Source organism: Streptomyces sp. NPDC058198, assembly GCF_042882605.1.
Lineage (GTDB): Bacteria > Actinomycetota > Actinomycetes > Streptomycetales > Streptomycetaceae > Streptomyces.
The window spans coordinates 175568-199201 of sequence record NZ_JBHVVP010000004.1 but is presented as its reverse complement, the minus strand read 5'-3'; the positions used below and the strand labels follow the sequence as shown (position 1 = coordinate 199201).

The following is a 23634-nucleotide window of genomic DNA, read 5'->3' as shown; positions in this document are numbered from 1 at the left end:
CCCATGGCTTCATCTGTCATGACCATGCCCAAGCGCGGCGACGGCCAGGAGCCGCCCGCCGCCGTCTCCACCGTCGGCCTGCGCAAGTCCTACGGGGACAAGCTGGTCCTCGACGGGATCGACCTGCGCATCCCGACAGGCACCGTCTTCGCCCTGCTCGGCCCGAACGGCGCCGGCAAGACCACCGCCGTCAAGATCCTCTCCACCCTCGTCACCGCGGATCCCGGCTCCGGCGACATCCGCGTGGGTGGCCACGACCTGGCCGTCGACCCGCAGGCGGTACGCGCCGCGATCGGTGTCACCGGGCAGTTCTCCGCCGTCGACGGTCTGATCACCGGCGAGGAGAACATGCTTCTCATGGCGGACCTGCACCATCTCTCCAAGAGCGAGGGCCGCCGTACCGCCGCCGAGCTGCTGGAGCGGTTCGACCTGACGGGGGCCGCGAAGAAGCCCGCCTCCACGTACTCGGGCGGTATGAGGCGTCGGCTCGACCTCGCCATGACGCTGGTCGGCAACCCGCGGATCATCTTCCTCGATGAGCCGACCACCGGCCTCGACCCGCGCTCTCGCCACAACATGTGGGGGATCATCCGCGAGCTGGTCTCCGACGGCGTGACCGTCTTCCTCACCACTCAGTACTTGGAGGAGGCCGACGAGCTCGCCGACCGTATCGCGGTCCTCAACGACGGCAAGATCGCCGCCGAAGGCACTGCCGAGGAACTCAAGCGGCTCATCCCGGGCGGGCATGTGCGGCTGCGGTTCGCCGACCCGGCCGCGTACCGGTCCGCTGCGGACGCCCTGCGTGAGGTCACCCGGGACGACGAGGCGTTGTCGTTGCAGATTCCCAGCGACGGCAGCCAGCGTGAGCTGCGCTCGATCCTCGACTGGCTCGACGCCGCCGACATCGAGGCGGACGAGCTGACCGTACACACCCCCGACCTCGACGACGTGTTCTTCGCCCTGACCAGCGGCACCAACATCCCCAACCAGCCCAAGGAGACTGTCCGATGAGCGCTCTCTCCCTCGCCGTCCGCGACTCGAACACGATGCTGCGCCGCAACCTGCTGCACGCCCGGCGCTACCCGTCCCTCACCCTGAACCTGCTGCTCACGCCGATCATGCTGCTGTTGCTCTTCGTCTACATCTTCGGCGATGTGATGAGTGCGGGCATCGGTGGCGGCGGCGCGGACCGCTCCGCGTACATCGCCTATATCGTCCCGGGCATCCTGCTGATGACCATCGGCGGCACCGTCGTCGGGACGGCGGTGTCCGTCTCCATGGACATGACCGAGGGCATCATCGCCCGCTTCCGTACGCTGGCGATCCACCGCGGCTCGGTGCTCGTCGGGCACGTCGTCGGCAGCGTGTTGCAGTGCGTGATGAGCGTAGTCCTTGTCGGGGCCGTCGGCGTGGCCATCGGCTTCAGATCCACGGACGCAACCGCCCTGGAGTGGCTGGCGGCGTTCGGGCTGCTCGTGCTCTTCGCCATGGCGCTCACCTGGATCGCGGTCGGCATGGGCCTGATCAGCCCGAACGCCGAGGCCGCCAGCAACAACGCGACGCCGATGATCCTGCTGCCGCTCCTCTCCAGCGCCTTCATCCCGGTCGAGACGATGCCGGGCTGGTTCCAGCCGATCGCCGAGTACCAGCCGTTCACGCCCGCCATCGAGACCCTGCGCGGGCTGCTGCTCGGCAGCGAGATCGGCCACAACGGGTGGCTCGCGGTCGTCTGGTGCCTGGGCCTCGCGGTGCTCGGATACTTCTGGTCTACCTCGAAGTTCAACCGCGACCCGAAGTAACCGCCATGACCGCGCGGGCCACCTCCCGCAGCGCGTCCCGCCCCAGGGCGGCGTACGCCGACACCGCGTCGGCATACGCCGCCCCGCCGGCGTGTCAGGGCCTGTTCGCCGCCAACAGCTGAGAGCAGAGGGTGTCGTACGCCCATCGCTCCCATCGGTCCGGCGACCACGCGCGGTCGCGGGTCAGGACCAGGAAGAGTTCCGGACTGAGCAGGGCGTACATGATGTCCGCAGTCTCTTCGGCGGAGAGGGCGTCGCGGGCGCCGGGCATCTTTGTCAGAGACTTCGCCGCTGTCGAGAACACCGTGTATCGCGGGTCGGTCCGGTCCGGCCACAACTCCCGGATCTCCGGGTTGGTCGCTGTCGCGGCGCGGACCATCTCGTTGATGGCCGCGACACGTTCGAGTGTCCTGCGGGTGCCGGCGACCAGTGCGGCCAGTGCGGACTCGGCGGTGGGCGCTGCCATGGCCTCCGCGAACCACGGCCGGTCCATCGTCGGCACGGGTTCGTCGTCGCCCGCGATGGCGACATCGACCAGTTCCTTGAGCAGCGAGGGCTTGTTCCGGAAGACGAAGTAGATCGTCTGCACCGCCACGCCCGCCCGGTCGGCGATCTCCTGCAGCTTGGTCGCCCCGTAGCCCTGCTCGACGAAGAGCACACCGGCCGCGTCGATGATCCGCCGCCGTGTCTCCCGGGCCTTGTCGCCCCGGTTCCCCTTGACCTCACGCATGACTGGAGCCTATATCTAGAGTCGAACTCTAGAGGCCGACTCTAGAAATGGGATCCAGTCGATGGAAGGGTGAGCCATGCACGACATCGCCAACCGTCAGCAGGCAGAGGCATGGAACGACTGGGAGGGCGTCCACTGGGCCGAACACCCCGAGCGTTACAACGCGATGATGGGCGCGTTCAACGCGCCCCTGTTCGCCGCCGCGGGCATCGCCGCCCACGACTGGGTCCTCGACGTCGGCTGCGGCACCGGCCGGACGACGCGCCTCGCCGCACAGCGGGCGTACGACGGAAACGTCGTCGGAATCGACCTGTCCGCGCCGATGCTGGAACGCGCCCGCCGTGACGCCGCCACGGAAGGTCTCGGCAACGTCACCTTTGAACAGGGCGACGCACAGGTGCATCCGTTCCCCGACCGCGGGTTCGACGTCGTCCTCAGCCGCGGCGGTGTCATGTTCTTCGCCGACCACATCGCGGCTTTCACCCATCTCGGGCGCGCGCTCGTGCCGGGCGGCCGGCTCGCGTTCCTCGGCCCGCAGCCCGCGGGTCCGGACAGCGCCTTCGCCCGGGCGACCGCCGCACTCTCGCCGTTCCTGCGCGAGGCGTCCCCCGCCGCCAGGGGTATGGGGTCGCTCATGGAACCCGCGCGCATCCGCCAGGTGCTCGCCGCCGCCGGGTTCGCCGACATCGACGTAGCCCCGGTGGAGGCGCCCATGGCGTTGGGCGCCGACGCGGGAGACGCCGCCGGCTTCCTCTTCTCCATGGGCCCGACGCGCCACAACCTGCGCGAGGTCGAGCCGGCGACCGTCGCCCGTATCCGTGCCGAAGTGCAGGACGCACTCGTGGAGTTCGAGACCGCGGACGGTGTCCGCATTCCCGGGTCCGTCTGGATCGTCACCGCGAGGAGCGGGCGCTGACCAGCTGATCAGTCCTGGTCGGGGCGGAGGTGGCGGTCCAGGGCCATGGAGAGTTCCGCTTCGACCACGCTCTTCGCCAGCGGGCGGAGTTTCGCCTCGACCAGCGGGTCGGCGTGGGTGTGCAGGACCGTGGCGAAGAGTTCGGCCAGGGCGTCCGCGTGGGCGCGGACCCGGCGGCCGGTTTCGAGGACCGCGGCGAGGGGGACGCCCTCGCGGACCAGGGCCGCCGACACGTCCAGCAGGCGGCGGCTGATGTGGACGAGTTCTTCGCCGTCGACCGCGAGATAGCCGAGGTCGAGGGCGGCCGCGAGGTTCTCCGGGGTGACCTCGCCCTCGAAGTAGTCGGCCAGTTCCTCGGGGGAGAGCCGGACCGGGGTCTCCTCGGTCGGCTCGCCGAGGCCGAGGACCTCGCCGACGTCCCGCCCGCTCTCGAAGGCGGTGGCGAGGTCGGCGATGCCGTTGAGCGTGTGGCCACGCTCCAGCAGGGCGGCGATCGTACGGAGCCTGGCCAGGTGATGGTCGCCGTACCAGGCGATCCGGCCCTCGCGGCGCGGTGGCGGGATCAGGCCGCGCTCGCGGTAGAAGCGCACGGTGCGCACGGTGATTCCTGCCTCCCGGGCCAGCTCCTCCATGCGGTACTCGCGGTTCTCGCGGTGTTCGCGACCTTCTGCCATATCGGCCAGCCTATGTCGTGTACCGGCGGTAACTTGATGCGTCGGACCCCTACCCATGAGTACGGCGCTGCCCTACGCTCCCCACTGTGCCAGTGAACGCTGGCGCGGTTCATGGATGTCCGGTGGCAGGAGGCGGTATGGGCCAGCACGTGCGTGTGGCGGTGATCGGATCCGGGTTCGGTGGCCTCGGGGCGGCGGTCCGGCTGCGCCGTGAGGGGATCACCGACTTCGTCGTCCTGGAGCGGGCGGACTCGGTCGGCGGGACCTGGCGGGACAACAGCTATCCGGGGTGCGCGTGCGATGTGCCCTCGCATCTCTACTCGTTCTCCTTCGCGCCCAACCCCGACTGGCCGCGCACCTTTTCCGGGCAGCCGCACATCAGGGCGTATCTGGAGCACGTCGCGGACACCTTCGGGCTGCGGCCGCATGTGCGGCTCAACCACGAGGTGCGGCTGATGCGCTGGAACAACGACGCGCTGCGCTGGGAGATCGAGACCTCGCAGGGCACGCTGAGCGCCGATGTGGTGGTCTCCGCGACCGGGGCGCTGTCGGACCCCAGGATCCCGGAGATCCCCGGCCTCGCGGAGTTCCCCGGGAAGGTGTTCCACTCGGCGCGCTGGGACCACGGCTACGACCTGCGCGGCAAGCGCGTCGCCGTGATCGGCACGGGCGCGTCCGCGATCCAGATCGTGCCGGCGATCCAGCCGGAGGTGGCGCGGCTGACGCTCTTCCAGCGGACGCCGCCGTGGGTGATGCCGCGCGCGGACCGGGCGATCTCGGGGGCCGAGCGGCGGCTGCACAGGACGCTGCCGTTCACCGGGGCCGCGCGGCGCAGACTGCTCTGGGGCGTCAGGGAGTTGCAGGTCCAGGCGTTCACCAAGCGGCCGAACCAGCTCGGGCTGGTGGAGTCGCTCGCCAAGGCCAATATGAAGAAGGCGATCAAGGACCCGGCGCTGCGGGCCAAGCTGACGCCGTCGTACCGCATCGGCTGCAAGCGGATCCTGCTCTCCAGCGCGTACTACCCGGCGCTCGCGCGGCCCAATGTGGACCTGGTCGCCTCGGGTCTGGCGGAGGTGCGCGGCTCGACGCTGGTCGCGGCGGACGGTACGGAGACCGAGGCCGACGCGGTCGTCTTCGGGACGGGCTTCCATGTGACGGACATGCCGATCGCCGAGCGGGTGGTGGGCGCCGGCGGGATCACGCTCGCCGAGGCGTGGAAGGACGGGATGGAGTCGCTGCGCGGCGCGACCGCGGCCGGCTTTCCCAACTGGATGACGATCATCGGTCCCAACACCGGTCTCGGGAACTCCTCGATGATCCTGATGATCGAGTCCCAGCTGAACTACATGGCCGGCTATCTGCGGCAGTTGGACGCCCTGGAGGGCCGCGCGGCGCTGGGCGCCCGCCCGTCGGCCGTGCGCGCCTGGAACCACCGGGTGCAGGAGCGCATGAAGCGGACCGTGTGGAACACCGGCGGCTGCACCAGCTGGTATCTGGACGACAACGGTCGCAACACCACCATCTGGCCGGGGACGACGACCGAGTTCCGGCGGGCCACGCGGGAGGTGGACCTCTCGGAGTACGAGGTGATCCGCGCCGCGGGGCCCGAGCGGACGACCGAGACCGCGGGGCCCGAGCGGACGACAGCGGCCGCCGGGCCCGAGCAGACCACAGAGCCCGAGCAGACCACTGAGAAGGAGGCCGTCCGATGAACCGGGCGCCCCAGGGCCGTGAGCTGACCGCCGTCTCCGCCGACGGTTCGCGTATCCATATCGAGGTGTACGGCTCCGAGGGTCGGCCCGCAGTCGTCCTCGCGCACGGCTGGACCTGCTCGATCCGCTTCTGGGCGGCCCAGATCGAGGACCTGGCGGCAGACCACCGCGTGATCGTCTACGACCAGCGCGGGCACGGCCGTTCGCCGTTGCCGACACGCGACGGCTACACCACCGACGCCCTCGCCGACGACCTTGAGGCGGTGCTCACCGCGACGCTGGAGCCGGGGGAGCGGGCCGTACTCGCCGGGCACTCCATGGGCGGCATGACGATCATGGCCGCCGCGCGGCGGCCCGCCTTCCGGGAGCACACGGCCGCCGCGCTGCTGTGCAGCACGGGCAGTTCGCGGCTGGTCGCCGAGTCGCTGGTGCTGCCGATGCGGGCCGGGCGCGTACGGACCTGGCTGACCAGGCTGGTGCTCGGGTCGCGCGCCCCGCTGGGGCCGGTCACCGGGCTGTCGAAGCGGATCCTGCGCTACGGGACGATGGGCCCCGGCTCCGCGCCCGAGCGGGTCGCGGAGTGCGCCCGGATCGTGCACGCGTGTCCCCGGGTCTCCCGGGTGGCCTGGTCGCATGTCCTCGGCGAGCTCGATCTCGACCCGGGCGTAAGGGAGTTGAGGGTGCCCACCGCCGTGGTCGTGGGGACAGCCGACCGGCTGACGCCGCCGGTCCAGGCGGCGGCGCTGGCCGCCGCGCTGCCCGACTGCGCCGGGCTCACCGAACTCCCCGGGATCGGGCACATGACACCGGTGGAGGCTCCGGAGACCGTCACCGCCACGATCCGCGGGCTGGTCGCCACGTACGTGAGCACGACGGAGGACGCGGCATGAGCGGGAAGGGAACGCGCGGCCTGGACGGACAGGTAGCGGTCGTCACGGGCGCGGCGCGCGGCGTCGGCGAACTGCTGGCCCGCAAGCTCTCCGCGCGCGGCGCCAAGGTGGCGCTCGTCGGCCTGGAGGCGGACGAGCTGAAGCGGGTCGCGGCCCGGCTGCACTCCGAGTGCGACCACTGGTACGCGGATGTCACCGACCACGAGGCGATGGCGCGGGTGGCGGCGGAGGTCAAGGAGCGCTTCGGCCGGGTGGACATCGTGGTCGCCAACGCGGGTGTGGCGTCCGGCGGGCCGTTCGCGGACTCCGACCCCGACGCGTGGCGGCGGGTCATCGAGGTCAATCTGATCGGCGGCGCGGTGACGGCGCGGGCGTTCCTGCCCGCCCTGACGGCGAGCCGCGGCTACTTCCTACAGATCGCGTCGCTGGCCGCGATCACCCCGGCGCCGATGATGACCGCGTACTGCGCGTCCAAGTCCGGCGTCGAGGCCTTCGCGCACAGCCTGCGCTCCGAGGTCGGCCACAAAGGCGTGCGGGTGGGCGTCGGCTATCTGTCCTGGACGGACACCGACATGGTGCGCGGCGCCGACCAGGACGAGGTGATGCGGGAACTGCGGCAGCGGCTGCCGTGGCCGTCGAACCGTACGTATCCGCTCGGCCCCGCCGTGGACCGCATCGTCGCCGGGATCGAGCGGCGCTCCGCGCACGTCTACGCCCAGTGGTGGCTGCGCGGGATGCAGCCCGTACGGGGATATCTGCCGGGGATCATCGCCGCCGTCGGGCAGCGCGAGATGCGGCGCTTCGAACCCCGTCTGGCGGGGGTGCGGAAGGGGCTCGTGGGCGCGGGCGGGGCCGCTGACGAGCAGGAGCGCACGCAGCGTAACTGATCGAAATGCGCGGAATGTCGGGGCGTGTAAGTCTGGTCGAGGCCCCACCCATTGGGGCCCATCCCCACACCCCCTTCCTTTCAGGAGCGAGTTTCCATGGGAATTTCCGACCAGTTCAAGGACAAGGCACAGCAGCTCGGAGACCGGGCGAAGTCGCAGGTGAGCGACAAGGACAGGCAGGACGAGCAGGCCAAGCAGGCCCAGCGTTCCGGTCAGTCGCAGCGCCCCCAGTCGGGGCAGTCGCCGCAGTCGGACCGGACCCAGCAGCCCGGACAGCACGGGCAGGGCCAGTCCGGCCAGTCCGGCCGCGGCTCACAGTCGGGCTCGCAGTCCAAGGACCGCGCGCAGGACGGCCGCGACCAGGCGCAGCGGAAGACGCAGAACGCCCACGACGAGATGGACGACCACTTCGACGTTTGAGTCGGGATCTGATCCCGGCGTTCTGAGCTTCTGACGCGTGCGAGAGGCGCACCCGGTCCGCCGGGTGCGCCTCCCGTATGCGCTCAGTCGGTCCGCATGGGCTCAGTCGGTCGTGCGGGGCGGCAGAGCGGGGCGGCGCAGATCGGGGACCGCTCCGTACCCGGGCGGGGTCGAAGCCGCGTGCGCGGCCAGCAGATCCAGCGCCACCCACACCGCGTCGTCGAGCTGCGCGTGCCGGCCCTCCGCCCAGTCGAGCGGAGTGCGCAGGGCCTCGATGTCCGGTGCCACGCCGTGGTTCTCGACGGACCAGCCGTACGCGTCGAACCAGGCCGCGTTCATCGGCACCGTGATCACCGTCCCGTCGCCGAGCCGGTGCCGTCCGGTGATGCCGACCACGCCGCCCCAGGTGCGCTGGCCGACCACCGGCCCCAGCTTGAGCAGCCGGAAGGCGGCGGTGATCATGTCGCCGTCCGAGGAGGTGGCCTCGTCGGCGAGCGCGACCACCGGGCCGCGCGGCGCGTTGGAGGCGTACGAGACGGGCTGGGCGTTGCGCGTGAGGTCCCAGCCGATGATCCGGCGGCTGAGCTTCTCCACGACCAGCTCGCTGATATGACCGCCCGCGTTGCCCCGTACATCCACGATCAGCGCCGGGCGGGAGACCTCCAGGCGCACATCCCGGTTGAACTGGGCCCAGCCGGAGCCGCCCAGGTCGGGGATGTGCAGATAGCCGCACCTGCCGCCGCTGATCTTCCGTACGACCTCACGGCGTTTGGCCACCCAGTCCTGGTAGCGCAGCGGCCGTTCGTCGATGAGCGGGACGATCGCGACGCGGCGGAAGGGGCCCTCGCGGCCGGCGGGCCGGAAGGTCAGCTCGACCGTGGTGCCGCCGGCGGCGGCCAGCAGCGGATAGGGGCCGGCCACCGGATCGACCGGCCGCCCGTCGACATGGGTGAGGACCGCGCCCGGGCGGATCCCCGTACCGGCCAGCGGGGAACGGGCCTTGGAGTCGGAGGAGTCGCCGGGCAGGATCCGCTTGATCATCCACTCGCCGTCCCGGCAGACCAGATTGGCGCCGAGCAGGCCCATCGCGCGCTGGTAGTGCGGCGGGCCCTCGTTGCGGCGGGCCGGGGTGACATACGCGTGGGAGGTGCCCAGCTCGCCGAGGACCTCGCGCAGCAGATCCGCGAACTCGTCGGGGGAGGCGACGCGTTCGACCAGCGGACGGTACTGGTCGAGGACGCCGTCCCAGTCGATGCCGCACAGGTCCGGCTCCCAGAAGAAGGAACGGATGATGCGGCCCGCCTCCTCGTACGCCTGACGCCACTCGGCCTCGGGGTCGACGTCGTGCAGGATCCGGCGCAGATCCAGATAGACGGTCGAGTCGCTGTCCCCGGGCTCGGTGGCGGGCACCGCGCGCAGCTCGCCGTCGTCCACGACCACGAGCCTGGTGCCGTCGCCGCTCGGCGCGAACCAGTCCAGATGGCCGACCAGTTCACTCTTGCGGGCCTTCGTGATGTCGAAGTGTTCGAGGGTCGGCCGTCCCGACATGTCCGCGGGGTTGGCGAAGGTCTCGCCGAGCGCGCCCGAGATCGGCCAGCGCAGCCAGACCAGACCGCCGCCGCTGACCGGGTACAGCGCCGAGTACTTGGACGCGGTGACGGGGAACGGGGTGACCCGGTCCGCCAGGCCCTCGACCTCGACCATGACCGTCCCGTCGCCCGAGTCGCTGACGGCCGGGTCGAGTCCGCCGGCGGCGGGCCTGCCGTCCGGGGAGAGCGCGAAGGGGGACGGGGTCGCGGAGGACAGCGGTACGAGATAGGGGCGACAGCCCAGGGGGAAGGAGAGGTCGCCGGTGTGCACGTCGTACACGGGGTCGAAGCCGCGCCAGGACAGGAACGCGAGATAGCGGCCGTCGCTGGTGAAGACCGGATTCTCGTCCTCGAAGCGGCCGTTGGTGACGTCGACGATCGTACGGGCGAAACTTCCGGCGATCTTGGCCAGCTTGATCTGGCGGAGCGAGCGGCCGATGCCGGGGTGGGACCAGGTGAGCCAGTCGCCGTCGGGGGAGAAGGCGAGGTCGGTCACGGGGCCGTTGATGGACCGGATGAGTTCGGTGGGTTCGGGGGGTGCGGGGGGCTGGTCGGGTTCGGAGGGTGGTTCGGCGGCGGCGCTCTTGGCGTCCTCCGTGGTCTCGCTTGCGGTTTCGTCCGCGGTCTCGTCCGCGGGCTCTTCCGTGGGTTCCTCCGGGACGTCTATGAGCAGCAGCCTGCCGTCGTGCGAGGCGATGGCTATTCGCTCCCCGTCCGGGTCCGCGACCATTTCCAGTACCCGGCCCAGCTGTCCGGAGGCCAGCCGCCGTGGCGCGCGGTCGCCGCTCGCCCGGGGCAGATACGCGATCTCGATCGCGTCCTCGCCGTCCGCGTCGGTGACGTACGCGACCTGGCCGCCGCTGCCGAGCATCTCGGGGGACCGGACCCGGACGCCCGGGGTGTCCGCGATCGTGCGGGCCGGGCCGTCGCGGTGGGTGAGCCAGTACAGGCTGCCGCGTACGGAGACGGCGCTCGCCCGGCCCGTCGTGTCCACCGAGATCCCGGCGAGGTGGCCGGCGGCCGGGACCTGGTAGCCGCGCCGTCCGGTGCGGGGTCCGCCGAGCCGTACGTCCAGCTTGCGCGGCACCGAGTCGGGGGTCAGCGCGTCGACCAGCCAGAGATCGCCCGCGCACTGGTAGACGACCCGGCGCCCGTCGGAGGAGGCGTGGCGGGCGTAGAAGGCGTCGTGGTCGGTGTGGCGGCGCAGATCGGTGCCGTCGGGCAGGCAGGAGTAGAGATTGCCGACGCCCTCGTGGTCGGAGAGGAACGCGATGCGTCCGTCGACGAACATCGGGCAGTCCAGATGGCCGCCGAGGTCGGCGAGCAGCCGCTCGCCGTGCAGCCACAGCCGGCCCATCGCCCCGCCCCGGTACCGCTTCCAGGCGGCGGGCTCGTGCGGCGGCTTGCCGGTGAGCAGGAGCGTACGGTGCTCGCCGTCGATGTCCGCGACGGCGAGGTCGGTGACCGGGCCCCAGGGCAGCTTGGCGCCGGGGGAGCCGTCGGTGGGGACGGTGTAGGCCCAGGAGAAGTAGGAGAAGGGCTGGCTGTGCGAGGAGACGGCGAGGATCTGCGCGGTGCCGTCGGGGTCGGGGGGTGTCCAGCCGCAGACGCGGGTGTCGGTGGAGCCCCAGTAGCTGAGCCGGCGGGCGGGGCCGCCGTCCACCGGGGCGAGGTGGATCTCGGGGTCGAGGCTGCGCCAGGTCGTATAGGCGATGTGACGGCCGTCGGGCGAGAAGCGGGGGTGGCCGACGCGGGTGCGGTCGACGGTCACCCGCCAGGCTCGTCCGGGCCGGTGCCCGGCCGGCACGAGGGGGGCGACCCAGAGGTCGTCCTCGGCGGCGAAGCACAGCAAGTCGTCGTGAAGGTGCGGGAAGCGGAGATACGCAACGTCGTCACTCACCCCACAATGCTGCCCGTTTTGAACGGGCAGCGCCTCTGGGGGAGCGGGTCGGTTGTGGTGCGGGGCGCGGGGCGCGGGGGCGTTCGTCGTGGTGCGGGGGTCGCGGGCTCCGGAGGTGCGTGTCCGGACTGCATGATTTACGGCGCGTGCGGGCCGGATGAACGGTGCGGCTCGGTGTGCGCCACAAATCACGCTCTACGTCCGGACACCCACATCCTGCGCCCCCACCCCCCTCCCGCCGGTGGCCCCGACCCGACGATCTGGGGCCTGGGGCCGGGGGGTCTGTGGCGGGCGGTGAAGGGGGGCGTGCAGGGGGTGTGTCCAGGACGTAGAGCGTGATTTGTGGCGCTCGACAACCGGTCACCCGAGATCCGGTCCGCACGCGCCGTAAATCATGCAGTCCAGGACACACCCCCTGCACGACCACCGGCGACAACCCGCGCCGGACACACCCACCCGCACCCGGCGCGGACCGGGCCCGCGCGGAAGTGGCGCAGGACACAAGCGAAACGGGTTCGTTTCGGTGGGGGCCGGGTTATCTTCGTACTGTACGAAACCGTTTCGTTCGGGAGGTTGGGCATGGCACGCAGCAGGCTTACGCCGGAGCGCGAAGCCGAGCTGTACGCCGCCGTGCTCGATCTGCTGCGCGAGGTCGGTTACGACGCCCTGACCATGGATGCCATCGCCGCCCGTACCCACTCCAGCAAGGCCACCCTCTACCGCCAGTGGGGGAGCAAGCCGGAGCTCGTCGCTCGTGCGCTGCGTAACAACAAGCCGGTCGCCCTCGAGCAGATCGACACCGGTTCGCTGCGTGGCGATTTCCACGAGATGGTGGCGCGCAGCGACGACTGTCAGATGGAGAAGGACTCCGCGCTGATGCGGGGTCTGTTCCATGCCGTTCACGACAACCCCGATCTCCACCAGGCGTTGCGCGAGCTGCTCATCGAGCCGGAGCTCACCGGACTCGGACAACTGCTGCGGCGTGCCGTGGACCGGGGCGAGATCCCAGCGGACAACCCCGCCCTGGGCTATGTCCCGCACATGCTGATCGGCGCGTTCATCGCCCGCCAGCTGATCGAGGACCGGCCGGTCGACCGGAGCTTCCTCGTTTCGTACCTCGACGCCGTGGTGCTCCCCGCCCTCGGCGTCTGACCGTCCCCAGCAGTACTCGCACTACCTGACGCGTCCGCTCTCGCCGTCGGGCCGGCTCCCCATGCCCTGTTCCTCCATAGACCGGGAGTACGCCCTCGTGGCCACGTTTCTCTACAAGCTCGGACGGTTCGCCTTCCGGCGCCGCCGCTATGTCGCCCTGGTGTGGGTGGCGCTGCTGGCGCTCGCCGGGGTGGGAGCGGCCTCCGCGTCCACTGCCACCTCAAGCTCCTTCTCCATTCCGGGGACGGAGGCCCAGAAGGCCTTCGACCTGCTTGAACAGCGCTTCCCCGGGGCGCGTGCCGACGGAGCGACCGCCCGGGTCGTCTTCAAGGCGCCCGCGGGCGAGAAGATGACCGACGCCGGCCACAAGGCCGAGGTCCGCGGGATCGTGGACGAGCTGTCGGCCGGGTCGGACCAGGTCGCCTCGGTGACCGATCCGTACACCGCGAAGGCGGTCTCGAAGAACGGCTCGACGGCGTACATCCAGGTCTCGTACAAGGTCAGCTCGATGGAGCTGACCGAGGCGACCCGTGAGGTGCTCCTGGAGACCGGCGCCGACGCGCGGGGCCAGGGGCTGGCGGTGGAGATCGGCGGAGACGCGCTCCAGGCCGCCCCGGAGACGGGATCCACCGAGATCATCGGGGTGGCCGTCGCGGCGGTCGTGCTCGTCATCACCTTCGGGTCGCTGATCGCGGCGGGGCTGCCCCTGCTGACCGCGCTCATCGGGGTCGGCGTCGGTGTCTCCACGATCACCGCGCTCGCCAGCGTCCTGGACCTGGGGTCCACCACCTCCATCCTGGCGATGATGATCGGCCTCGCGGTCGGGATCGACTACGCGCTGTTCATCGTCTCCCGCTACCGGGCCGAGCTGGCCGAGGGACGGGAGCGCGAGGAGGCGGCGGGACGGGCCGTCGGAACGGCCGGGTCCGCGGTGGTCTTCGCCGGTCTGACCGTCGTGATCGCGCTGGTCGGCCTGGCGGTCGTCAATATCCCGATGCTCAGCAAGATGGGCTTCGCCGCCGCCGGTACGGTCGTGATCGCCGTCCTCATCGCGCTCACCCTCATCCCGGCGATGCTGGGCTTCGCGGGCAAGCGGGTGCACGGCCGCAAGGCCCGTAAGGCGATGGAGTCCGGCGCGGAGGCGGCGGAGAAGCCCAACATGGGCACCCGCTGGGCGCGCTTCGTGCTGCGCCGCCCGGTCGCCGTGCTGATCGCGGGTGTCGTCGGCCTCGGGGCCATAGCGATCCCGGCCGCCTCGCTGGAGCTGGGCCTGCCCGACGACGGCTCGCAGCCGACCAGCACCAGCCAGCGCAAGGCGTACGACCTGCTCTCCGACGGTTTCGGGCCCGGCTTCAACGGGCCGCTGGTGGTGGTGGTCGACGGCAAGGCCAACGACAACGCCAAGGCGGCGGCCACCCGGGTCTCCGACACCGTACGGAAGATGGACGGCGTCGCGGTCGTGACTCCGTCCACCCTCAACAAGGCGGGCGACACCGCGACGATCACGGTGATCCCCAAGGACCGCCCCTCGTCGGTCAAGACCGAGGAACTGGTCCACTCCATCCGGGACACGGGCGGGGAGATCACGGCGGACAGCGGGGCCGAGGTGCTGGTCACCGGTGCCACGGCGATGAACATCGACTTCTCGCAGAAGATGAACGACGCGCTGCTGCCGTATCTCGCGCTCGTCGTCGGCCTGGCCTTTCTCCTGCTGATGGTGGTCTTCCGGTCCGTGCTGGTGCCGCTCAAGGCGGCCCTCGGCTTCCTGCTCTCGGTGGTCGCGGCCCTGGGCGCGGTCGTCGCGGTCTTCCAGTGGGGCTGGCTCGGGGGCCTGCTCGGCGTCGAGCAGACCGGTCCTGTGATGTCGATGATGCCGATCTTCATGGTGGGTGTGGTCTTCGGTCTCGCCATGGACTACGAGGTCTTCCTGGTCACCCGGATGAGGGAGGCGTACGTCCACGGGGAGCGGCCCGGCGAGGCGATCGTCACCGGCTTCCGGCACGGCGCGCGGGTGGTCTCGGCCGCGGCGGTGATCATGATCGCCGTGTTCGCGGGCTTCATCGGCTCCGGCGAGTCGATGATCAAGATGATCGGCTTCGGGCTCGCCATCGCGGTGTTCTTCGACGCGTTCGTGGTCCGGATGGCGATTGTGCCCGCGGTGCTCGCCCTGATGGGCAACCGGGCCTGGTGGCTGCCGCGCTGGCTGGACCGGGCGCTGCCCAACGTGGATGTGGAGGGCGAGGCGCTGCGCAAGCGGCTCGCGGACAGCGCCGGGGGTCCGGACGGCGGTCCCGGCGCGGAGCGTGAGCTCGTACGCGTCTGACGCCTCTGCTTCGCGCCCGGTCCTGCGCCCCGAAGGGGGTGTGGGGCCGGGCCGTTGTGCGTGTTCAGGTCTTGTGGAGCAGCTTGCTCAGCTCGGTCTCGACCTCTATGTCGTGCCGCTCCTCGCCGATCGGCACCATCGCGTACGTGCTCTTCAGGAACCGGCGCAGCGGCGCGGTGTCGAACTGCACCATCGCCACTCCTTCACGCGAGTGGAACTCCAGCACGGTCTGGGCGCGGCCGCAGGGCCAGACCTGGACGTCGCCGTAGCCAGACGGCAGCCGCAGGCCCGATTCGAGGAGGTCGCGGGCGAACGCCCAGACCACCTCACCCTGGTCGAGGGATACCTCGGGCGGGAACACGATGCGCAGGGCGAGCGGATCGGCGCCGTCGTAGCGGAGGGTGACGGTGACGGCCTTGGGGTGGGGTGCGTCCGTGATGAGACGGGCCTTGGCGGGCTGCTCGACGAGGGGTGACATCGGCTGGCTCCTCTGCGGCTGCTGCGGCGCGGAGTCCGTTTGAGGTGCGTCACAAACCATCTCTTATCGGACATTCACCACCCAATTCTACAAAGGTTCTACAAAGGGTGCCGCTTGAGTCGCATGTTCACTGATGTCTCATCTGGTGAACACCGCACCGGCAGCCCGCATACAACCTGCTCTTGCAACTTATTCGCAAGAGGGACCTATCATCAGACGGTTCTCGTCGCCCCGTCCCCCGTCCCCCGCAGGAAGCGGAGCCCCGCCATGCATGTCCCCGACGGATTCATCAACCTGCCGGTCTCGGCCGCCGCCGGTGTCGTCGCCGCGGGTGGTGTCGCGGTCAGCCTGCGCGGCGCGCGCCGCGAGCTGGACGAGCGCACCGCCCCGCTCGCCGGACTGGTCGCCGCGTTCATCTTCGCCGTACAGATGCTGAACTTCCCCGTCGCGGCCGGGACCAGCGGCCATCTGCTGGGCGGAGCCCTGGCGGCGATACTCGTCGGTCCCTTCACCGGCGTGCTCTGTGTCTCGGTCGTCCTGCTGATGCAGGGCATCCTCTTCGCGGACGGCGGGCTGACCGCGCTCGGGGTGAACATCACCGTCATGGCGCTGGTGACGACCGTCGTCGCGTACGCGCTCTTCCGCGGGCTGGTCACGGTCCTGCCCCGGACACGCCGCTCGGTGACCGTCTCCGCGTTCATCGCCGCGCTGGTCTCCGTACCGGCCGCGGCCGCCGCCTTCACCGCCCTGTACGCCGTCGGCGGGACCACGGACATCCCGATCGGCAAGGTGCTGACCGCGATGGTCGGTGTCCATGTGCTCATCGGTATCGGCGAGGCCATGATCACCGCGCTGACGGTCGGCGCCGTCATCGCCGTACGCCCCGACCTGGTGTACGGCGCCCGGGGGCTGACCGCGCCGCTGAAGCTGCGCGTCGGCGGCGAGCTGGTCGACGCCAGGCCCGAGCCCTCCGCCGCTCCGCCGGCCGGTTCGCCCGTGGCCGCCCGCTCCACCCGGCGGGTCTGGGCGACCGGCCTGGTCACGGCCCTCGTGCTGGCCGGCTTCGTCTCCTTCTACGCCTCCGCCAACCCCGACGGCCTGGAGAAGGTCGCCGCGGACCAGGGCATCGACAAGAAGACCGAGGAGCACCACACCGCCGACTCGCCGCTCGCCGACTACGGCGTCAAGGACGTCTCGAACGCCCGGCTCGCCGGCGGTGTCGCGGGTGTGATCGGAGTGGGCGCCACGGTCGCCGTGGGCAGCGGCGTGTTCTGGGCGGTGCGCCGCCGCCGTACGGCCGGGGAGTCCCTGCCGGCCGGTCCCGCCGGTCCCGCCGGTCCCGCCGGCTCTGTCGGCGGGAAGGCCTGACATGGGCGCGGGCCACGCCCACAAGCTCTACCGGCACGGGCACTCGCCGGTCCATGAGCTGCCCCCGCACTGCAAGCTCGCCGCCGTCTTCTGCTTCGTCGTCGTGGTGGTCTCCACCCCGCGCGAGGCGATCTGGGCCTTCGGCCTGTACGCGGTGCTGCTGGCGGCGGCCGCGGTCGTGGCCCGCGTGCCGGCCGGCTTCCTGCTGCGCCGGCTGCTGATCGAGATCCCCTTCGTGGCCTTCGCCGTCCTGATGCCGTTCGTGGTCCCCGGCGAACAAGTGCGGTTCCTGGGGCTGTCGCTGAGCGTTCCCGGCCTCTGGGGCGCCTGGAACGTCCTCGCGAAGGGCACGCTCGGCGTCGCCGCGTCCGTGATCCTCGCCTCCACGACCGAGCTGCGCTCCCTGCTGCTCGGACTCCAGCGGCTCAGGCTGCCGCCCCTGCTGGTCCAGATCGCGTCCTTCATGATCCGGTACGGCGATGTCATCACCGACGAGATGCGCCGGATGTCGATCGCCCGGCGCTCGCGCGGCTTCGAGGCGCGGGGCGTACGGCACTGGGGTGTGCTGGCCAAGTCCGCCGGCGCGCTCTTCATCCGCTCCTACGAGCGGGGTGAGCGCGTCCATCTGGCGATGGTGAGCCGGGGGTACGCGGGCACCATGCCGGTCATCGACGAGGTGACCGCGTCCCGGGCGCAGTGGTCGTACGCCGCCGCCCTCCCGTTGTCGGCGCTCGCCGTCTGTCTGCTTGGCTGGACCCTATGAACGCTCTTCCCGTACCGGCGTCGCTCCAGGTCAGTGGCCTCGCGTACGCGTATCCCGACGGCCACCAGGCGCTGTTCGGCGTCGATCTGACCGTCGGGCGCGGTGAGCGGGTGGCCCTGCTCGGCCCCAACGGCGCCGGCAAGACCACGCTCGTCCTGCACCTCAACGGCATCCTCACCGCGGGGGCCGGCTCCGTCGAGGTCGCCGGGCTGCCCGTGGCGAAGCGCAATCTCGCCGAGATCCGGCGCCGGGTCGGCATCGTCTTCCAGGACCCGGACGACCAGCTGTTCATGCCGACGGTGCGGGAGGACGTGGCCTTCGGCCCGGCCGCCTCCGGACTGCGCGGCGCCGCGCTGGAGGCCCGGGTCGTCGCCGCGCTGACCCAGGTCGGGATGGCGGAGTACGCGAACCGGCCGCCGCACCACCTCTCCTTCGGGCAGCGCCGCCGGGTCGCCGTGGCGACCGTCCTGGCGATGGAACCGGAGATCCTCGTCCTCGACGAGCCCTCGTCCAACCTGGACCCGGCCTCCCGGCGTGAACTGGCCGACATCCTGCGGTCGCTGGACATCACGGTGCTGATGGTCACGCACGATCTGCCGTACGCTCTCGAACTCTGCCCCCGCGCGGTGATCCTCAGCGACGGCGTCATCGTGGCCGACGGGCCCACCTCGCAACTCCTCGGCGACGAGGAGCTGATGGGCGCGCACCGGCTGGAGCTGCCGTTCGGTTTCGACCCGCGTTCCGTGTCGCCGGGGCACGTTGCACCATAGAGGGGTCGCGCCGCCGGGGCGTGGCGGGGCGATGAGCGGTACGGCGCGGGCGGTGCGACGCGGCGGTACCGGCGGGCGGGAGTGCGGGCGTGGACGTCCAGGGGACGGTGGCGGCGGGCTTCGAGCCGGTCAGGGACGCTTTCGTACGGAACTTCGAGCATCTCGGTGAACGCGGCGCGGCGGTCGCCGTGTACCGGGACGGGTACAAGGTCGTCGACCTGTGGGCGGGCACGCGGAACGCCGACGAGACGACGGTCCTGGAGCCATGGGCCCTGGACACGGCGCAGGTCGTCCGCTCGGCGACGAAGGGCGTGACCGCGGCCGTACCGCTGCTGCTGCACCAGCGCGGACAGATCGATCTCGACGCCCCCGTCGGCACGTACTGGCCGGAGTTCAAGGCGGCGGGCAAGGAGCGGGCGCTCGTACGGCATCTGCTCTCGCACCGCGCCGGGGTGCCCGTCCTCGACCGGCCACTGACCCCGGCGGAGGCCGTCGACGGCACGTCGGGCGCGCTGGCCCTCGCCGCTCAGCGGCCCGTCTGGGAGCCGGGCACCGACCACGGCTATCACGCGCACACCTACAGCTGGCTCATCGCCGAGCTGGTCAAGCGGGTGACCGGGCGGAGCATCGGCCGATGGATCGCCGAGGAGATCGCCCGGCCGCTGGGCCTGGACTTCTGGGTCGGACTGCCGGCCGAGGAAGCGCACCGGGTGGGGCGGATCGGGCCGGTCGAGGAGCCGGCGGGCGGCGGGGGCGCGCTCAGGCTGCGGCCCAAGCGGTCCGTCTCGGAGGCGTACCAGGACCCGCGGTCGCTCACCCGGCGCGCGTTCGCGGTGATCGAGCCGCGTCCCGACGAGAACGACCCGGCGTACCGCGCCGCCGAACTCCCGGCCTCCGGGGGCATCTCGACCGCCCGGGCGCTGGCCCGCTGCTACGCCGCGATGATCGGTCCCGTGGACGGCCACCGGCTGTTCGCCCCGGCGACCCTCACCCTGGCGCGTACGGAGGAGTCGGCGGGCCCCGACCGGGTGCTGGTCGTCGCCACCCGCTTCGGCCTCGGCTTCATGCTGCACGGCCCGGCCGCGCCGCTGCTGGGTCCGGGCTCCTTCGGCCACCCGGGGCGCGGCGGCTCGCTCGGGTTCGCCGACCCGGAGTCGGGGATCGCGTTCGGGTATGTGACGAACGGGATGCGGAAGGGAGTGACGGCGGACCCGCGGGCACAGGCCCTGGTGCGGGCGGTGCGCTCGTCGTTGTGAGGCCGCCGGGCTCTGGCGTGGGCGGTGCGCTCGGCGACATGATCGCCGGATGCAGCGATTCGACGGATACGGCGTACTGATCACCGGAGCGGGCCAGGGCATCGGCGCGGCGACCGCCCGTCGACTGGCGGCCGAAGGAGCGCGCGTCCTGGTCACCGACCTGGACGAGAAGCGGGCCGCGACGGCGGCCGGGAGCATCCCGGGCGCGGTGGCGTTCGGCTGCGACGTGGCCGACAGGTCGTCGGTCGAGGCGGCGGTGGCGTATGCCGTGGAGTGCTTCGGCTCCCTCGACGTCCTGGTCAACAACGCCTACGCGTGCACGCCCGACGCCCCGCTCTTCGAGGACGAGCCGGACGAGGTCTGGGCGCGTGATCTCGACGTCACCCTGACGGGCGCCTTCCGCTGCGCCCGCGCGGCGCTTCCGCACCTGGTGGCGTCGGGCCGGGGCTCGATCGTCACGATCGGCTCGGTCAACGGCGAGCAGGACTTCGGCAACCACGCCTACAGCGCGGCCAAGGCGGGCCTGACGAGCCTCACCCGCACCCTCGCGGGCCACGCGGCGCCGCGTGGTGTCCGCGTCAATCTCGTCGCGCCGGGGACGATCCACACGGACGCCTGGACGGGCCGCGAGGCCGAACTGGGCCGCGCGGCGGCCCACTACCCGATGGGCAGGGTCGGCACCCCGGACGACATCGCCGCCGCGGTCGCCTTCCTGGCGTCCCCCGACGCCTCCTGGATCACGGGCACGACCCTGCCGGTCGACGGCGGCCTCCTGACGAGCAACGTGGGCCTGCGCCGGGCGATCGGCGGCGAGGCCATCGGCGGCCAGGACTGAGGGAGGGGGCCTGTCCGCTCGCTCAACTCGTGTGGAGCATCAGGCTGATGCCCACCACCATCAGGCCCGCCGCCGCGATTCTCGGGGTGCCGAAGCGTTCCTTGAAGAAGACCGCGCCGATCGCCGCGCCGACGATGATCGACGATTCGCGCAGGGCGGCGACCGGGGCGAGCGGGGCGCGGGTCTGGGCCCAGAGGACCAGGCCGTACGCGATCAGGGAGAGCACCGCGCCGAGCAGGCCACGCGCCGCGTGCGGGCGCAGCTGGGCGAGGAGCAGGCCGCGGCGGGCGTACAGGGCGTAGGCCGGGATCAGGACGCCCTCCAGGATCATCAGCCAGGCGATATAGCTGATCGGTGAGCCGGAGTTGCGTACGCCGACACCGTCCACGACGGTGTACGCCGCGATCGACAGGCCCGTCGCCAGCGCGGCCAGCAGGGCGGGCCACTGTGGCGCGGTCTTCGAGCCCCGGATGCCCCACAGCGCGACGCCGACCAGCCCCGCCGAGGCGATGGCGACGCCCGCCCCCTGCCAGGCGTCCAGGGACTCGCCCACGAAGATGGCGGCCAGCACGGTGACCACCAGCGGCGCCGTGCCGCGGGCGATCGGGTACATCTGGCCGAAGTCACCGAGGCTGAACGACCGCATCAGCAGCGCCTGGTAGCCGACGTGCAGCAGCGCGGAGACGATCAGATACGGCCAGGCCGCCGCGTGCGGCAGCGGCGCGAAGCAGGCGACGACCGCGCCGATCACCGTCGCGCCCCCGGCGATCAGGGTGAAGGCGACCAACTGGTCCTTGATCGTATGGGCGATGGCGTTCCAGCCGGCATGGGTGAGGGCGGCCACCAGGACCGCGGCGGCGACGAGGGGGGTCACCCCTTGCGCTCACGGACGTCCACCACGGTGCCGCCGGCGTGCGTGACCAGGGACGTGGGGTCCATGGGGAACACCGTGTGCGGAGTGCCGGCCGCCGCCCACACCACCGCGTGGCCGAGCAGCCCCTGATCGGCCAGCACCCGGGTCTTCGTACGGTGACCGAAGGGCGGCACGCCGCCGATGGCGTAACCCGTGGTCTCCCGGACCAGCTCGGCGTTCGCCCGCTTGACGGCCGCCGCGCCCAACTCCTGCCGTACGCGCTCCACATCGACCCGTGAGGCGCCGTCCATCAGCACCAGGACCGGCACCCCGTCGGCCTCGAAGACCAGCGACTTGACGATCTCGCCGAGGCCGCAGCCGACGGCGGCGGCGGCCTCGGCGGCGGTGCGGGTGGCGTCCGGGAAACGGCGGACCCGTTCGGTGAGACCGTCGAGGCCGAGCTCACGCAGGGCCTCGACGAAACGGGGATGGGCGGCGGTTTCGGGAGTGCTCATGGACCGCACGCTAGCGGTCGCGGTACGGGCCGTGCGACCGGCTTCCGGAGTCCGCCCGGAGCAGCCGGTGGCACGGAGGCGTACGGGACCGGCCGCGGGGCCGGTGGCACACGGGACCTCCGCGGGCCGCACCGTCACCCTGGGCCTCACCCCGCGCCCAGTACCGCCGCCACCACCGGGCCCGCCGCGTCGCCGCCGTGCCCGCCGGCCTCGACGACCGCCGCCGCGGCCAGGTCGTCCTGGAATCCGGTGAACCAGCTGTTGGACGTGGTCTGGCCGTCGACCTCGGCGGAGCCGGTCTTCGCGCCCTTGTCGCCGCCGAGCCCCGCCATCGCGTTCGCGCCCGTGCCGCTCGTCGCCGTGAGCCGCATCATGTCGCGCAGCTGCTGGGCCACGGAGTACCGCAGCGAGCGCGTGGCGGTGGCCAGTTGCCGGTCGTCCAGCGAACGCGCCACGAGAATGGGCTGCTTGAACGTGCCGTTCTTGGCGGTGGCCGTGATGGACGCCATGTTGAGGACGTTCATCTGCACCGTGCCCTGCCCGATGTACTGGGCGGCCGCCTCGCCGCCGGTCGCGGACGGAACGCTGCCGTCGTAGGACGGGACGCCGGTCTGCCAGTTGTCGAGGCCGATGCCGAAGACCTGCTCGGCCTCGTTCTTCAGCGCGGAGTCGTCCTTGGTGTCGTCGATCAGCTTGATGAAGGCGGTGTTGCAGGAGCGGGCGAAGCTCTGCGCGAAGGTGCCGTTCGGAATCGAGAAGCCGTCCAGGTTCTGGAACGTACGGCCCTGGTACATCGCGGTCGCCGGGCACTCGGCCGGCCGCAGGGCGGAGACCAGGTTCTTCTCCAGCAGCATCGCGGCGGTCACGATCTTCATCGTGGAGCCGGGCGCCTGCTTGCCGAGCATCGCCGCGTTGAAGCCGTCCGAGCGGTTGTTGGCGACGGCCAGGATCTCGCCCGTACTCGGCTTGACGGCGGCGACCGACGCCTCGCTGTACTTCTTCACCGCCTGCTCGGCGGCCGCCTGCACGTTCGCGTCCAGCGTGGTCCTGAGCTTGCCCGTCTTGCCCTTGGCGAGCGTGAGCAGCGTCTCTCCAGGCGTGCTGTCACCGTCGCTCTTCAACGCCAGTTCGACGCCCGGCGTGCCGCCCGCGTCGGCGCCGTACCGTTTCCTCAGCTGGTCGAGCATGGGCGCGAGCGAGGGGTACTTCTCCTTCGTCAGCACCTTGCCGTTGCGGTCGACCGCCTCGATCGGCGGGGTGGCGGCCTCGGTCGTGGTCAGGTGAGTGTTCTTCGTGAGCTTCGGATGGATCACCGAAGGCGCCCAGTCGACCAGCGGCCGCCCGGTGGTCAGCCCGCGCACCACCGTCAGCTCCGAGCTGTACGACCACGGCTTGGTCTTGCCGTCGAGCGCCACCGTGGCCTTGACCGTGAACGGCACCTTCGCGCCGACCGCTTTCCCCGGTGTGATCACCGCGTCGGTGACATGGGCCTCGTCGCGGTAGCCGCTGATGACGGGCGATGCGGCGGTGGCGTTGTTGGTCAGCTGGGCGACGTCGGACGCCTCGCTCCCGCTCGCCCAGGCGGTCAGGAACGCCTTCGCCGCCTTGTCGATCTCCTCGTCGCTCAGCGGTCCGGTCTCGATCTCGCGCGTCGCGGACGTGCTGGTGGTGTCCGAGATGCCACCGGTGATCCCGCTGTAGACGTTGTACGCGCCGTATCCCACCCCGCCGGCGACGACGAGGAACACTCCGCCGACCACGGCGACCTTCACTCCACTGCGCATCTGTGCAGTCCCCCTCCCCA

At 71.4% G+C, this 23634-nt stretch carries 21 protein-coding genes; 14 read left to right on the top strand and 7 right to left on the bottom strand.

Going from position 1 to position 23634, the window contains the following annotated elements; genetic code table 11:
- Positions 1-3 precede the first annotated feature (3 nt).
- Positions 4-1011, top strand: a complete 1008-nt coding sequence (locus ACFVWW_RS16990) for an ATP-binding cassette domain-containing protein (RefSeq protein WP_386879203.1) — start codon at positions 4-6, stop codon at positions 1009-1011.
- Positions 1008-1799 (top strand): ABC transporter permease, encoded by a 792-nt coding sequence (locus ACFVWW_RS16985; RefSeq protein ID WP_386879202.1) that lies wholly within the window; start codon positions 1008-1010, stop codon positions 1797-1799. The genes ACFVWW_RS16990 and ACFVWW_RS16985 overlap by 4 nt, the downstream gene beginning before the upstream one ends.
- 94 nt (positions 1800-1893) lie before the next feature.
- Here the strand turns inward: ACFVWW_RS16985 and ACFVWW_RS16980 are convergent, their stop codons facing one another.
- Entirely contained in the window at positions 1894-2529 is a 636-nt protein-coding gene (locus tag ACFVWW_RS16980) for a TetR/AcrR family transcriptional regulator (RefSeq protein ID WP_386879201.1), read from the bottom strand.
- A 76-nt stretch (positions 2530-2605) separates the two neighbouring features.
- On the opposite strand from ACFVWW_RS16980, the gene ACFVWW_RS16975 reads away from it, so the two are divergent.
- A complete protein-coding gene (locus tag ACFVWW_RS16975; protein WP_386879200.1) occupies positions 2606-3445 on the top strand; it encodes a class I SAM-dependent methyltransferase in 840 nt (279 codons plus the stop codon).
- Between the two features lie 8 nt (positions 3446-3453).
- Here the strand turns inward: ACFVWW_RS16975 and ACFVWW_RS16970 are convergent, their stop codons facing one another.
- The gene (locus ACFVWW_RS16970) at positions 3454-4119 is read right to left on the bottom strand and encodes a MerR family transcriptional regulator (RefSeq protein WP_386879199.1); all 666 of its coding nucleotides are present in this window, start codon (positions 4117-4119) and stop codon (positions 3454-3456) included.
- Positions 4120-4256: 137 nt separating this feature from the next.
- On the opposite strand from ACFVWW_RS16970, the gene ACFVWW_RS16965 reads away from it, so the two are divergent.
- The 4 genes from ACFVWW_RS16965 to ACFVWW_RS16950 all read left to right on the top strand — a co-directional run bounded on the left by ACFVWW_RS16965 (position 4257) and on the right by ACFVWW_RS16950 (position 8028).
- Positions 4257-5831, top strand: a complete 1575-nt coding sequence (locus ACFVWW_RS16965) for a flavin-containing monooxygenase (protein ID WP_386879198.1) — start codon at positions 4257-4259, stop codon at positions 5829-5831.
- Entirely contained in the window at positions 5828-6721 is an 894-nt protein-coding gene (locus ACFVWW_RS16960) for an alpha/beta fold hydrolase (protein WP_386879197.1), read from the top strand. Before ACFVWW_RS16965 ends, ACFVWW_RS16960 begins: the two co-directional genes overlap by 4 nt.
- Positions 6718-7608, top strand: coding sequence for an SDR family oxidoreductase (locus tag ACFVWW_RS16955; protein ID WP_386879196.1), 891 nt, complete (start codon positions 6718-6720; stop codon positions 7606-7608). The genes ACFVWW_RS16960 and ACFVWW_RS16955 overlap by 4 nt, the downstream gene beginning before the upstream one ends.
- A 96-nt stretch (positions 7609-7704) precedes the next feature.
- The gene (locus ACFVWW_RS16950; protein WP_384187807.1) at positions 7705-8028 is read left to right on the top strand and encodes a hypothetical protein; all 324 of its coding nucleotides are present in this window, start codon (positions 7705-7707) and stop codon (positions 8026-8028) included.
- A gap of 102 nt (positions 8029-8130) precedes the next feature.
- Here the strand turns inward: ACFVWW_RS16950 and ACFVWW_RS16945 are convergent, their stop codons facing one another.
- The gene (locus ACFVWW_RS16945; protein WP_386879195.1) at positions 8131-11517 is read right to left on the bottom strand and encodes a S41 family peptidase; all 3387 of its coding nucleotides are present in this window, start codon (positions 11515-11517) and stop codon (positions 8131-8133) included.
- A 579-nt stretch (positions 11518-12096) separates the two neighbouring features.
- On the opposite strand from ACFVWW_RS16945, the gene ACFVWW_RS16940 reads away from it, so the two are divergent.
- On the top strand, positions 12097-12669 hold the full coding sequence (locus ACFVWW_RS16940; RefSeq protein ID WP_384187802.1) for a TetR/AcrR family transcriptional regulator: 573 nt from the start codon (positions 12097-12099) through the stop codon (positions 12667-12669).
- Between the two features lie 97 nt (positions 12670-12766).
- The gene (locus tag ACFVWW_RS16935; RefSeq protein WP_386879194.1) at positions 12767-14992 is read left to right on the top strand and encodes an MMPL family transporter; all 2226 of its coding nucleotides are present in this window, start codon (positions 12767-12769) and stop codon (positions 14990-14992) included.
- Between the two features lie 64 nt (positions 14993-15056).
- Here ACFVWW_RS16935 and ACFVWW_RS16930 read toward each other — a convergent pair whose 3' ends face one another.
- On the bottom strand, positions 15057-15470 hold the full coding sequence (locus ACFVWW_RS16930; RefSeq protein ID WP_386879193.1) for an SsgA family sporulation/cell division regulator: 414 nt from the start codon (positions 15468-15470) through the stop codon (positions 15057-15059).
- Between the two features lie 267 nt (positions 15471-15737).
- On the opposite strand from ACFVWW_RS16930, the gene ACFVWW_RS16925 reads away from it, so the two are divergent.
- The 5 genes from ACFVWW_RS16925 to ACFVWW_RS16905 all read left to right on the top strand — a co-directional run bounded on the left by ACFVWW_RS16925 (position 15738) and on the right by ACFVWW_RS16905 (position 20462).
- Positions 15738-16838, top strand: coding sequence for an energy-coupling factor ABC transporter permease (locus ACFVWW_RS16925; protein WP_386879192.1), 1101 nt, complete (start codon positions 15738-15740; stop codon positions 16836-16838).
- Position 16839: 1 nt separating this feature from the next.
- A complete protein-coding gene (gene cbiQ, locus ACFVWW_RS16920) occupies positions 16840-17601 on the top strand; it encodes a cobalt ECF transporter T component CbiQ (protein ID WP_384333763.1) in 762 nt (253 codons plus the stop codon).
- Complete coding sequence (locus ACFVWW_RS16915; protein WP_384187787.1) at positions 17598-18371, top strand: energy-coupling factor ABC transporter ATP-binding protein; 774 nt, start codon at positions 17598-17600, stop codon at positions 18369-18371. Before cbiQ ends, ACFVWW_RS16915 begins: the two co-directional genes overlap by 4 nt.
- 89 nt (positions 18372-18460) lie before the next feature.
- A complete protein-coding gene (locus tag ACFVWW_RS16910; protein WP_386879191.1) occupies positions 18461-19627 on the top strand; it encodes a serine hydrolase domain-containing protein in 1167 nt (388 codons plus the stop codon).
- A 49-nt stretch (positions 19628-19676) separates the two neighbouring features.
- Positions 19677-20462, top strand: a complete 786-nt coding sequence (locus ACFVWW_RS16905; protein ID WP_386879190.1) for an SDR family NAD(P)-dependent oxidoreductase — start codon at positions 19677-19679, stop codon at positions 20460-20462.
- 22 nt (positions 20463-20484) lie between these two features.
- Here ACFVWW_RS16905 and ACFVWW_RS16900 read toward each other — a convergent pair whose 3' ends face one another.
- The 3 genes from ACFVWW_RS16900 to ACFVWW_RS16890 form a co-directional block, all read right to left on the bottom strand.
- On the bottom strand, positions 20485-21336 hold the full coding sequence (locus ACFVWW_RS16900) for an EamA family transporter (protein ID WP_386879189.1): 852 nt from the start codon (positions 21334-21336) through the stop codon (positions 20485-20487).
- Positions 21333-21830: a YbaK/EbsC family protein gene (locus ACFVWW_RS16895; protein ID WP_384187777.1), complete on the bottom strand. Its 498-nt coding sequence runs from the start codon at positions 21828-21830 to the stop codon at positions 21333-21335. The genes ACFVWW_RS16900 and ACFVWW_RS16895 overlap by 4 nt, the downstream gene beginning before the upstream one ends.
- Before the next feature lie 146 nt (positions 21831-21976).
- Complete coding sequence (locus tag ACFVWW_RS16890) at positions 21977-23614, bottom strand: penicillin-binding transpeptidase domain-containing protein (RefSeq protein ID WP_386879188.1); 1638 nt, start codon at positions 23612-23614, stop codon at positions 21977-21979.
- Between the last annotated feature and the right edge of the window lie 20 nt (positions 23615-23634).